The sequence below is a fragment of the Methanobrevibacter millerae genome (assembly GCF_900103415.1).
GTDB lineage: Archaea > Methanobacteriota > Methanobacteria > Methanobacteriales > Methanobacteriaceae > Methanocatella > Methanocatella millerae.
Map to the genome: position 1 here is coordinate 99545 of NZ_FMXB01000009.1, position 12918 is coordinate 112462.

A 12918-nucleotide genomic window follows, 5' to 3' on the forward strand; every position below is an offset into this window, starting at 1 on the left:
ATAACTTATAACTTACAACTTATAACTATTAAAAAATTTTATATAAAATTAACCTCAAATTATTTAATATGAAAAAAGCTATTGTATTTGATAACTCAGGAACGTTAATTGAGCGTTATAGGGTTATTAAGGACGTAATGTCTGGCAATATCTTCACAGATATCAATTCACTCGATTTAATTGACCAGTCCGACTCCCTTGCATTGGTAGTGCTTCAATACAATACAAACAAATTGCTGGATTTGGATTCCAACACATTGATTTCCGATGTAATAAGGGAATATGACATTGATTTTGACGTGAGCTTCACCCGATTTGAAACCACCAAAGAAGATGTTAGGGAAATTCTGCTTAATGAAAAGTCAGCCGTTGTAAAAGACATCACCGACGGGTTTCCAATCCTCAAAAAGCTTGTTCCCCACATGGAACTGTGCAACGGATCAGCTGTCATTCTGGATATGGACATCGGAATCATTGCCTATACGATAACTTCTTCAGGCAAACTCTTTGACGGCGTTGTGGATACAATAGATAATTTGAAGTCCCAGGGCTATGAAATCGTTCTGGCATCAGGCGACAGAAAGGGAGCTATTAATAGACTGGCCGACATGCTTGGAGTCAATAAGGACAATGCACACGGCAGCGTTTCCACCAGGGGAAAATGTGAAGTTGTAAAGTCCCTTCAGGATGAAGGATACAAGGTAATGATGGTCGGTGACGGACTAAATGACGTTCTGGCATTCAACAGGGCTGATGTCAGCGTATTGACTGTCGAGCAGCAGGAAGAGGTCTCACCCAAACTGATGGATAAGACTGACTACATTATCGAAAGCATCCGCGAAGTAAAGGACATCGATTTTTAATTGCCAATCTACATATCCTTACTGTTTTTTAAGCCAATATATTATAGAGTTTATTATATTATTTTTCCAATTAATTAAATCATATTTTATAATAGATTATAGCATTTTAATCAACTGATTATTCAATTAAACACAGCCTTCAAAGTGTTCTACAAATTGTCTTCAATGACCTTTTTGCTTTTGAGGATATTGTTGAAGTTGTTCAGCTCAATGATTCCCTTGTCGATTCTTTTTAAAAGACTTAAATCAAGGGTTCCATCGCCCAGTGCAATGTGCTGGTCCTTGACGCCGTCGTTGTCATTCAGATGGCAGTAGGTAATGTCTTTTAACTCAAGCAGTTCCTCATTGTTCCCGGTTGTGTTTCCATGACCCACATCAATGGTTATATTACATCCACATTCGCTTTTAAATAATTCAAGCTCTTCTATCTTGTTTCCAAGAAAAGCCTGTCTTACAGGCAGGTTTTCAACTGAAATTATAACGTTTTCAGCATAGTCAACCAATTCAGATATGCTTTCACATGCTAATTCAAGGGCCATATTTCTTAATGGGGGGTCGTTCCTGCCAATTTTACCTGCATGAACGGTTACTGCATGTGCATTAATGCTTTCGGCATAATCTATACATTCCTTCATTTGTTTTAAGCTTTCAGCTCTTATTCCTTCATTTAAACTGGCTATGTTAATGTCCACTGTCGGAGCATGTATTGATACCTCTAATCCACAGTCTTTAAAAGCCATAGTGTTTTCCTTTTTAAAAAATGGTGATTCTCCAAGTATTTCTATCATCTCAAAGTTGTGTTCATGAGCTTTTTTTATTATTTCCAGATTATCGTCCATAAACATGGATAGAGTTGTAAAACCGATTTTCATATACCCTTATTTGTTTTTTTCATTTATTATAGTTTTTTTAGAAATCGTATTCAGTCCTATTACCTAATGCCTTAACATGACCAATAATTGTGCTTTTTTACTTTAATATTTCATTAATGTTTATTTTTTACCCTTAATTAATACAAAAGTTTATAATAAAATAAAAATCAATTATTAATTATACCAAATGGAGATTATTTTATGTATGATAAAACTATCGAAACCTTAAAGAAAGAGGATATGAATCTTGCAGATGAGATTTATATTTTCGATACCACTCTCAGGGATGGCGAACAGACTCCTGGAGTTGCTTTAACGGTTGACGAAAAAATTCAAATCGCTTTAAAACTGGATCAGCTGGGCGTTGATAAGATTGAAGTGGGTTTTCCAGCCGCTTCAAAAGGAGAGCTTCAAGCCTCAAAAGAAATCAGGGCCCTTGATTTGAATTCAACTGTCGTAGGTTTGGCTCGAAGCGTCAAGGATGACATAGATGCAGTTTTGGATGCCGATTTGGAATATATCCATACTTTTATAGGTACTTCTCCATTGCATAGAGACTATAAATTAAAAATGTCTAAAGAAACTATCATTTCTACTGCGGTAGAAGCTGTAGAATACGCCAAGGATCACGGATTGACGGTGGAGTTTTCCGCCGAAGACGCTACCAGAACCGAAAGGGATTTCCTCTTTGACTTCTACAATGAAGTTGTATCTGCCGGTGCCGATTTTATAGACGTTCCCGATACTGTCGGAATCCTCACGCCGATTCTTACAAGGGAGCTCATGACCGACATCAAGGAAAACTTTAAAATCCCTGTAAGCGTTCATTTCCACAATGACTTTGGTCTTGCTACGGCTAATACCTTAACAGCCATTGAATGCGGTGCCAATCAGGCTCACGTTACTGTTAATGGAATGGGAGAGCGTACTGGTAACACTTCTCTTGAAGAAATTGTTGTTGCTCTTTATTCCGCATATGGGATTAAATTAAATATCGATACTTCGCAATTATATAGTCTATCAGATTTTGTAGGTAGATTAACTGGTGTAAAGATGCCGGTAAACAAGCCAATTGTTGGTGATAATGCATTTGCCCACGAATCAGGTATTCATGTTCATGGTATTTTAAATAATTCTTCTACATATGAACCTATATCACCCGAACTTGTAGGTCATTCTAGAAAAATTGTTTTAGGTAAACACACAGGCGCCAATGCTTTAAAGTCCAAATTAAAAGATTACCACATCGAATTAAATGATGAACAATTTGAAAAAGTTTTTAATCAAATTAAGGCATTGGGTGACAGAGGAAAATGTGTAACAGATGATGACTTAAAGGCTATAGCTTTAACCGAGCTCAGTTCAGCCCGTGAAACCCCAATCAAATTGAAAGGCTTGGGATTGTTATGTGGAGCTATCGTTTCTCCAACCGCAACCGTCAAGCTTGAAATAGACGGAGTTGAAAAGGAAACATCAAACACCGGTGTCGGACCTGTGGACGCTGCTTTAAATGCTATACGTGACTTGATTCAAGATACGATGGATATTGAACTTGAAGAATATAATCTGGAAGCTATCAATGGTGGGACAGATGCTTTAGCTGACGTTTTTGTTATTTCTTCAGACAATGAAGGCAACAAATCCACCGGAAGAGCTATTAATGAAGACATTGTTATGGCAAGTATTTTAGCAGTTTTAGATTCTATAAATAAGCTATTATTAATCAAACGTACTCAAGAAATTTAAAACTAAAAATTCTTTAATCAGGGGGTAAAACATGGAAGAAAATACCATATTTATTGGTAACAAACCAGTAATGAATTACGTATTGGCTGTTGTAACGCAATTCAACGAATATGACTCAGTAACTTTAAGGGCTAGAGGCAAAGCCATTAGCCGTGCTGTTGACACTGCAGAAATCGTTAGAAACAGTTTCGTTCAGGATTGTGATGTTTCAGACATTCAGATTTCTACCGAAGAAGTTGAAAATTACAATGGTGAAACAACCAACGTATCTATTATCCAAATTAGACTAGAAAAATACTAAAAAAACTCTTTACTAAATTTTCTTTAATATTCTATAGTCAAAGAGATATTTAGACAGTTTTATGTTTGAAGTTCCCTTTCCAAGGGCTTCAGTTTTTCCTTTTTTTATTGCTTTTAATATACTGTCAATATCCTTTTCGCAATCTATTGTAGAATAGCAGTCACCTACAAACTTATAGTAGTGGGCATCGCTTGCTCCAAGACCCGGCAAGTTTTCTTTTTCGGATAATTTCTTAGCCTTGCCGTTGCAGTAGCCTACAATGAATCGTGCGTTTTTTGTTTCTATGGCGTCAACTTTTAAATCCTCATAGTCTGCCTTGCAAAAAAGGCCGTGGCGGTAAAAGCAGTATGGGTGAGGTATTATTGCCAGCGCTGCCTGGTCATGTATCAAATCTATTGTTTCCGCTGCCGGCAGATCCCTTTTTATGTTTTCGCTGCAGCCGAATCCTAAAATGTGGCCTTCAAGGGATGATATTTCAATTGAAGGCATTACAAACAAATCATCATCCTTTGTCATCTTCTGGGCAACCTGTGAGCCCTCCACGGTATTGTGGTCGCTTATGGCTATTATATCAAGGTCTCTGCTTTTGGCTACCCTGAAGATATCTTCCAACTTTGATTTTGAATCCGGCGAATATACGCTGTGAATATGTGAATCCATCCTATACATCATAGGCCTCTAAAGTTTTAATTAATCCTATTGTTCCGGTCATCATCACGTCACCTCCAGGGCAGGCGTGATGCCAGTCGAGATTGGTTTTTTCAATTAATTCGCGTTTGGGACCTGTTACAATTACCTTTTCGATTTTTGAAATCCGATTGATGACGTGAGCCCCATGGCCGTGGTCATTGTAGACCTCTTCGTTGGTTATTACTCCATCTGCCAGGCGTTTCAGGTAGTTTTCAAGGCTTTCGGGTGTTAATGATGAGGTGTGATGCTCGAAAATTCCCTGGATTTTCCCGTCTTCTATTGATGCTGCCGTCGTGTGTCCGTTTCCGATGTCTATTGCAATGAAGCTGTTTAATTTCAATGCTGTTTCATCCCAGCACATTCCTGCTATTGATGCGAATTTGGTGTCCATCATTAAAGGCTCCAGTTCAATTCCTTCATTTTTTATAATCCTTTCAACGGCTTTCATTCTTGTGTAGTAGTCAGGAGTGTTTCCCTTGAATGCAAAATCTTCCGGCCTGATAGGTTGCGAAAGCTTTTCCCTGATTTTTTCAAACCTGAAATCCCTGTCTCCCATGTTCTCATTGTTTCCATGATCTTGGACTGCAATGGCTATTTCATCAAAATCGAACTCCAAATCATATCCCAGTAAGAATTCTGATAGCTTTGTGATGTTGATATCTCCCAACGTTAATTTGGTGTAATCCTTATAATCCTTATCCTTTGAAGCTATTTCAATTCCAATCGCTTCAACCTGTTCTAACTTATCCCTGATTGTTTTTGCCGGAGTCTCTTCCATTACCACTTTATATCCTTTTTCCATATGTTCAAGCAATGTTTTCTTAAGCTTTCCTCCGCCCATTATCTCTCCTTTGAAATAGATGTCGTTTTCAATTTCCCTTACCTGCTGGGAGATGTATAGGTGAGGGGAAGGAAGCACCAGCTTTATCGAATTTTCCAATTCCTTTTCATCATCGTAAATCATAATGTCCTGAGTTCCGGTTCCTACATCAATAGCTAAAGTTCTCATAATAATTTTTTTAGATTTCATTTTATTAATATATTGATTGCACAATTTTGTACAACAAAGTTTTAAATAGTACATTAATATAAAATAATTAACATGAATTATAAAGTTACATTAGATTCCGATGAAGTGCCTAAAAAATGGTATAACATTCTTGCTGATTTACCTTCTCCACTTCCGGAACCGATAAACAGTGAAGGAAAAGATCAAATTTCAGACTTACAAAAGGCTTTTACCAAAGCTGCTTTAGCTCAAGAATTTTCACCTGACAGATATGTGGATATTCCAAATGAAGTCAGAGAGCTTTACATGCAGATTGGAAGACCTTCTCCTTTATTTAGAGCAACTAGACTAGAGAAATTTTTAAACACTCCCGCTAAAATCTATTATAAGCGTGAGGATACCTCTCCTACCGGTTCACATAAGTTGAATTCAGCTATTCCTCAGGCATACTTCGCCAAAAAGGAAGGCGTTGAAAGGTTGACTACAGAAACCGGTGCTGGTCAATGGGGTACTGCATTATCTTTGGCATGTAACATGCTTGACTTGGACTGTACCGTCTATATGGTTAAGGTATCATTCAACCAGAAACCTGACCGTAAAAACATAATGCACATTTACGACAGCCAGGTATTCGCTTCCCCAAGTGAAAACACCAAGGTCGGCCGTCAAATCCTTGCCGAAAATCCGGACCATCCTGGTTCTTTGGGTGTGGCAATTTCAGAAGCTATGGAAGAGGCTTTACTTAATGATGAGGTCAAATACTCTTTAGGCAGTGTTTTAAACCATGTAATGCTTCATCAAACAATCATCGGTCAGGAATTGAAGCTTCAGCTTGAAAAGCTTGAAACCGAACCAGACATAATGATTGCCTGTGCAGGCGGTGGAAGTAATTTGGCCGGATCTTTCTTCCCGTTGCTTAAGGATAAGATTGCCGGAAATTCCGAAACCGAGTTCATAGCAGTTGAGCCTAGCGCATGTCCTACATTAACTGAAGGAAGCTATGAATATGACTTCGGTGATACAAACGGATTTACTCCAATGCTTAAGATGTTCACTTTAGGACATGACTTTGTAGCTCCAACCGTACACGCAGGAGGTTTAAGATATCACGGAATGTCTCCAATTGTTTCACTTTTAGCTAAAGAAGGATACATTTCACCTAGGTCAGTCCATCAAAAAGATGTCTTTGAAGCCGGAATTACCTTTGCACGTAATGAAGGAATCGTTCCTGCACCTGAAACTACTCATGCAATCAAGGCAACCATTGACGAAGCATTGAAATGCAAGGAGACTGGCGAGGAAAAAACTATTGTCATGAATTTCTCAGGCCATGGAATGCTTGATTTGAAAGGATATGCCTCTTACTTTGAAGGCACTATGCAAAACGCAAAATAGAGTGTTTATTCACTCTTTTATTTTTTTAATTTTTTCTTGTTATAACTTATCACTTATCACTTATAAGTTATATTTTTACTTATAACTTTTCACTTATAACTAATAACTTATTTGTGAAAACAAATACTTTATAAGGTTGAAGTTATAAAATATAACTTAACAGTTAAAAGTTAAATCTTTTAACTTATTCATAATAACTTAAATGTTAAAAGTTATTTCTTTTAACTTATTCATGTTAACTTAAAATTTATCACTTTTAAGTTAGACGGTTTAACTTATAAAAAATAAGTTATTCCTTCTACCTTAGAAGTTTTAAGGTATAATGTGGATGTTTGAAGGTATTTCTTTTAACTTATTCATGTTAACTTATAATTTATCTCATTTAAGTTGGAGGGTTTAGCATTTCTAAACCTTTTAACTTAAAGTTTCACGTTAACTTATAATTTATCTCATTTAAGTTGGAAGGTGTAGTTCTCTATACCTTTTAACTTAAAGGTATCATTTTAATTAGGAGAATTATTCAATGAGCGAAGTCATAGCCGTAATGAATCAAAAAGGAGGTTGTGGAAAGACCACTACAGTCGTAAATACTGCAACTTCTCTAGCTGTAATGGGAAAATCCGTTTTGGTAGTAGACATGGATCCTCAGGCCAATGCTACAACTAGTTTTGGAATAAATAAAAACGAGCTTCAGAATACCATTTATGATGCAATCATAGGGGATATAAATGTCAAGAAAGCCACGATTCCCACGTTTATTAAAAACCTTTTCATTATTCCCAGCAACATATCATTGAGTGGAGCAGGTGTTGAATTAAGTCAGAAGGATGATTATCATATCATTCTGAAAAATACACTTGAAGATGTTGTTCCTTTGTTTGACTATATTTTCATTGATTTGCCTCCTTCATTAGGTGTTTTAACCGTAAATGCATTAGTCGCCTCAGATAGCGTATTGATACCGATTCAAGCGGAATATTACGCACTTGAAGGTGTTGCCGATTTGATAAATACCATTAAACTTGTTGAAAAAAGGCTTAGGAGCCCTACCCCAATTAAAGGAATCCTGCTTACTTTATATGATAAGAGGACCAGATTGAGCAGGGATGTTCACAAAGAGTTGAAGAATTATTTTGGCGGTACCAATCTGCTTCTAAAAACAATTATTCCAAGGAACATTAGATTGGCTGAAGCTCCAAGTTTTGGAAAACCATGTTTAATATATGATCCGGAAAGTACTGGAACCAAGGCTTATCTAAAATTGGCAAAAGAAATATTAGAAAGAGATGGAAGTGATTAAAAATGGATCGTGGGCTTGGTAAGGGATTGGATTCTTTAATACCAAATTACTATGATGAAGACTTTGACAGCAATAACGCCTTATCGTTAGATGACATGCTAAAGGAAAACGAGGAAAAATCTAGCGAATCTAATGATGAAGATATTGTAGATGATGAAATTAATACAGAAGATATTCAGGAATCTAGTGAAGATAATATAGATGACGATGAATCTAATGTAGATAATGACGATAATATTCAAGAATCTATTAAACAAGGAGATGTAGAAGATGGTACTCAAGACAGCGATAGAAGTAGTGAAATTAGCGAAACGTCCGAAGACGTACGTAGCCTACAAGGTACTGAAGACAGCCTACAAGATACACAAGAACTCAAAAAACAAGAGAATGTAGCTGAAGTCTTGGATATTGTGGATAAGAATCCAAGAATTACTTTATGGTCTTCAAGATCAGCTGCAGTATTTAGATACTTAAGAAAAACCGAGCCAGAATTCAGTATAAGCAGAGAAGCTTCCATATTGATTGATGAAGCGGTTTCTAAAAAATATCCACACATATGGAAATTGTTTGAAGATATTTAAGCTTATTCGAAGTTTTCCAATAGACTTTGATAAGCTCCATCTATTTTTATATACTTTTCAGCCCTGTCTACAACCACACCTAACCTTTTCAATTCGTTTTTGTTTTTGAAAGGCATTTTTTTTCTGATAGAAATTATTTTTCTAGCGGACTTTATACCGATACCAGGTACGCGAATCAGTTCAACGAATGGTGCAGAATTGATTTCTACGGGGAATATATCCATGTTCTCTGCAGCAAGAATCTTCGGATCCTGAGTTAATGACAGTTGGTTGTTTTCATCAAATACTAGTTCTTTAAGTTTGAAATGATAATCGTTAAGCAGACTGTCTGCGTTATAGAGTTTTGCGGTTCTGTCGGTACTGCAGGCTTCCTTATTCTGAAATTCTGTCTCTTCAATTGGTGAGAATGCGGAGAAATATGTACGTTTCAGCTTGGTTTTATTGTAAATTTTTTCCATTCTGTGTAGAATTTCCCTGTCACTTTCGTCATTTGCACCGATAATGAGCTGTGTGGTATGGGTAGAATTAGGATATGTTGTACTTTTTCCATGTAAATTATCTATCCAATGCAGCCTTTTCAGTATATCCTTATTATAATCTTTAGTTGATGAGAGCTCAGCAAGGCCTGATGCGGTTGCGGCCTCTATATTAATGCTTACTCTATTGGCAAGAGCCATTGCTCTTTTAATTGAATCTTTTGAAGCTCCAGGAACGATTTTCAAATGGATGTAATCGTCATAGCCATAGTCCTTTCTCAGGATTCTTATGGTTTCTATTGTCTTTTCCATTGTAAGATCTTCATCCTTATCAACGCCTGAACTTAGGAATAATCCGTTGACAAGGCCTCTATTGTAATAGTTCAGAAAGGTGCTGGCCAGTTCTTCGGGAGCAAGTTCCAGCCTTGTAAAATTCCTTTTGGACTGGTTAATGCAGTACTTGCAGTCATTTTTGCATTTATTGGTAAGAAGAGTTTTGAAAAGTGGAATCTGACAGCCGTTATGTCCGGTTGCATGATAAATTCCCGGCAAATTAACTTGAGAGCTTTTGTTGTGATTTACGTAATCGCATAAATCATATTGTGCCGAATCGGTTAATATTTTCATCTTCTCCAATGTTGTCATAGTAATAATATTGTATTTTTGTTATATTTAATCATATTTATTGTATAATTAATATATAGGAGTAATTTTTCCGGTATAAACTATTCGATAAAGTGTTGAATTTATGATTTAATCATTAGGATTCTTGAAATATACAGTCTGCATATATATTTTATATATTGGATAAATCCTTTAATTTATATTATAATTAATGAATAATATAATAATATGAGAAGCATTATTTACATATATTTATAAATTTACTTGTTTTTCATGAGATTGCTTTATAAATTATATATTAATCGTTTATTGTAAAAGGATTGTGAAATTTTAACAGAGTTATATCTTGATATTGATTAAATTGATTTAAACAATTAATAATTAATAATATCAATGAATATTATGTTAATTTAATATAATAGCTATAATTAACTTTAATTAATATAATTAATTAATTTATACTCTTGAATAAATTAACATAATTATTTGAGACATTTAATTTTTTTTGAAAAATCCTCTTAAAAACGCTTCTTTCGTTTTTTTTGGTTTTAGTTTTTTTGGCCTTTTCGGATGCGGTTTTTTCCATTTACAATAGATTTTTTCAATCTATTTTTTAGTATCCTTTCCACCTTAACATTGTTATATTTGAACCGTGTCAGTATAACTTTGTTATAATTGGATATTGTCAATATTTTTTAAAATTACTATACAGTACGATAAAATTGTATCTAATAGATATCAAACTGGATATTTTTTGCAATTTTTCATGTAAAACTGTATAGTTTATATATGATGACTGACAATGTAATTAATACTATGATTTATTGGCACTTTTTGTACATTCAATAATGAATAGCATGAGGGAAAAACGATTTTGTAAAATGTGATTATTATGAAGACTTCAAAAAACGGAATTACTAAATTCTTAATGCTTTTGGCAATATTATTGCTTTCACTTTCGACAGTGTCAGCTGGAGAAGCAGTTTCAGTTGATGAAGCAGTTTCAGTTAATGAAGTTGTTATCGTCGAAGATGTCAGCGATGCCTATGTCGGCATGGATCAGCAATCCGGTGAAGTCGAAATAAATCATGTTTTTGAAGAAGTACCTACACATGAAGACATTCAAATCGATGAAAGTAGCATTGTTTTTCAGGATAATTATAATGAAGATGAAGCTGTAATCGAGTATTTCGAGCCTTCCTGCGACCTCCCGCAGGCAAATTATAATAATGCTGAATATTCAAATCATGTGGATGAAGGTATTTTGGAAAAATCTTTGATCTGTATTTTAAATGAAACGTATAGTGAAGATATAATTTTGGATTCAACTTCAAATGATACGGCTGTCGGCAATAATTTTTCATATATCTATAATTTTGATGCTTTCCTTTTAATGGACATTATGATGGAACATAATGTTGTTGAACCTGTTGATTTCAGCGACAATGTTTTCAAATTTGTAGAATTTAAGGATTTGCACTTGCTGAATCACGGTATTTTAATTTTCACTCCTAATGAGCATTTATATCATGAAATAAGTGAAAAAATTATCATTTGTAGTAATAAAACTAACGGTAATTACGCTTACTGTATTGATAATTCAATTGTAGGAAGCGATTTAACCATTATTTTTATCCCAAAATCTTTTTTTATAACTTCTTATTCAATTTCCATCCAATTTATCAATATTCATCAAGCTTTTTTTCCCAATTATTTTCAATTTAATTCAATGAGAGGTAAAATCTAAAAATCAAAAAATTTCACATATCAGGTGATATATTGTTGAGGGGATTTTAATTAAAAAGGTGTAATTATGAAAGGCAAATCGATTTTATACATATTATTATTGCTGGTATTTTTATCAGCTACTTTAGGAGTAGTTAGCGCCAGCGGAAATATTTCCGAATCAACATTTGATTCATCTTTCGATGTTTTAGGTGTTGGGGAGAATATTATTTTTGAAGACGAAGTTTTAAGCATATCGATGCAAGAAAATGAAGAGTTGAATGATGAAGTTCTTTCAGCTGCTGCTGAAAATGATGATGTTCTTTCAGCTGGAGAGGGATCATTTAACGAATTACAATTATTGATTAATAGTGGATCTGGAACAATAAATCTAGATAAAAATTATAGATATCAGCCTGGAGATGTTAAGACAGGTATAGTTATTTCAAAATCAATTATTATTAATGGTAACAATTATACAATTGATGGTATGAACCAAGCAAAAATTTTTAAAATTAGTTCAAATGGCGTTACATTAAAAGATTTGAATATCGTTAATGGATATTCAGAAAATGATGCGTATGGTGGTGCTGTAACTTGGGCAGGCCATAACGGAATTATAGAAAATTCCAGATTCATATCCAATAAAGTTAATGACTACGGTGGAGGAGCCGTTAATTGGATAGGAAAAAACGGTATTATCAGAAATACTACATTTATTAATAATACCGCTGCATATGGTGGTGCTTTATTTGTCCATCAAATGCAACCTAATACAAATTTCCATGGTTATAATTTAACTTTCATTAACAACACTGCTTATATTGGTGGTGGTGCTGTTATTTCAGGCTCAGGCAGTAAAATTTCAAAATCAACTTTCATCAATAACCTTGCATATTATGGTGGTGGAGCTATTGTAGAGCAGGCTATGGATGGTACCACTTCAATCGATAATTGTATTATCGTTAATAACACTGCTTATGGATATGGTGGTGGAGCAAATATAAACTATGGTTCCATTTCAAATTCTATTGTAGAAAATAACTCTGCTACATATGGTGGAGGTATATATGTAATGCAAGGATCAGTTACTAATGTTAAAAGTATTAATAATATTGCTGTATATGGCCCTAACATGGCTGTTATTAGCAGTTTAAATATTGTTCAATCATATATTACCCAAATTTACTATTTTAATGCAATACAATATGTTAAAATAAATTCTGGAAGTGGTAATGGAAATACATTTAATACTGTTGTAGGGACTGTTTATTGTGATGAAAAGTATTCAATCAATCCTCAAGGAGGATATGTAACCCAGTCTGTTGACATGGTT

12 protein-coding genes are annotated in these 12918 nt (G+C 34.7%); 8 read left to right on the forward strand and 4 right to left on the reverse strand.

Features of this window, described 5'->3' with window-relative positions; genetic code table 11:
• Positions 1-68: 68 nt before the first annotated feature.
• A complete protein-coding gene (locus F3G70_RS06610; protein ID WP_149731913.1) occupies positions 69-863 on the forward strand; it encodes an HAD family hydrolase in 795 nt (264 codons plus the stop codon).
• Positions 864-1012: 149 nt separating this feature from the next.
• Here the strand turns inward: F3G70_RS06610 and F3G70_RS06615 are convergent, their stop codons facing one another.
• A complete protein-coding gene (locus tag F3G70_RS06615; RefSeq protein ID WP_149731914.1) occupies positions 1013-1735 on the reverse strand; it encodes a sugar phosphate isomerase/epimerase family protein in 723 nt (240 codons plus the stop codon).
• Between the two features lie 201 nt (positions 1736-1936).
• Between F3G70_RS06615 and F3G70_RS06620 the strand changes: the two genes are divergently transcribed.
• Positions 1937-3481, forward strand: a complete 1545-nt coding sequence (locus tag F3G70_RS06620) for a 2-isopropylmalate synthase (protein WP_149731915.1) — start codon at positions 1937-1939, stop codon at positions 3479-3481.
• Between the two features lie 31 nt (positions 3482-3512).
• Entirely contained in the window at positions 3513-3782 is a 270-nt protein-coding gene (gene albA / locus F3G70_RS06625) for a DNA-binding protein Alba (RefSeq protein ID WP_149731916.1), read from the forward strand.
• Between the two features lie 12 nt (positions 3783-3794).
• Here albA and F3G70_RS06630 read toward each other — a convergent pair whose 3' ends face one another.
• Positions 3795-4451 carry a CehA/McbA family metallohydrolase gene (locus tag F3G70_RS06630; RefSeq protein WP_149731917.1) on the reverse strand — a complete coding sequence of 219 codons (657 nt, stop codon included), beginning with the start codon at positions 4449-4451 and terminating at the stop codon, positions 3795-3797.
• Positions 4444-5481, reverse strand: coding sequence for a DUF1786 domain-containing protein (locus tag F3G70_RS06635; protein WP_149731918.1), 1038 nt, complete (start codon positions 5479-5481; stop codon positions 4444-4446). Before F3G70_RS06635 ends, F3G70_RS06630 begins: the two co-directional genes overlap by 8 nt.
• Before the next feature lie 93 nt (positions 5482-5574).
• On the opposite strand from F3G70_RS06635, the gene F3G70_RS06640 reads away from it, so the two are divergent.
• The 3 genes from F3G70_RS06640 to F3G70_RS06650 all read left to right on the forward strand — a co-directional run bounded on the left by F3G70_RS06640 (position 5575) and on the right by F3G70_RS06650 (position 8757).
• A complete protein-coding gene (locus F3G70_RS06640) occupies positions 5575-6876 on the forward strand; it encodes a TrpB-like pyridoxal phosphate-dependent enzyme (protein ID WP_149731919.1) in 1302 nt (433 codons plus the stop codon).
• Positions 6877-7399: 523 nt separating this feature from the next.
• Entirely contained in the window at positions 7400-8176 is a 777-nt protein-coding gene (locus F3G70_RS06645) for a ParA family protein (protein ID WP_149731920.1), read from the forward strand.
• Positions 8177-8178: 2 nt separating this feature from the next.
• Positions 8179-8757 carry an AAA family ATPase gene (locus tag F3G70_RS06650; protein ID WP_149731921.1) on the forward strand — a complete coding sequence of 193 codons (579 nt, stop codon included), beginning with the start codon at positions 8179-8181 and terminating at the stop codon, positions 8755-8757.
• 2 nt (positions 8758-8759) lie between these two features.
• On the opposite strand, the gene F3G70_RS06655 is transcribed toward F3G70_RS06650, so the two are convergent.
• A complete protein-coding gene (locus F3G70_RS06655) occupies positions 8760-9878 on the reverse strand; it encodes a radical SAM protein (RefSeq protein ID WP_149731922.1) in 1119 nt (372 codons plus the stop codon).
• An 871-nt stretch (positions 9879-10749) separates the two neighbouring features.
• Here F3G70_RS06655 and F3G70_RS06660 point away from each other — a divergent pair.
• Positions 10750-11604 (forward strand): hypothetical protein, encoded by an 855-nt coding sequence (locus tag F3G70_RS06660; RefSeq protein WP_149731923.1) that lies wholly within the window; start codon positions 10750-10752, stop codon positions 11602-11604.
• 66 nt (positions 11605-11670) lie between these two features.
• The coding region (locus F3G70_RS06665; protein WP_316502679.1) for a hypothetical protein at positions 11671-12918 on the forward strand (1248 nt) is incomplete at its 3' end.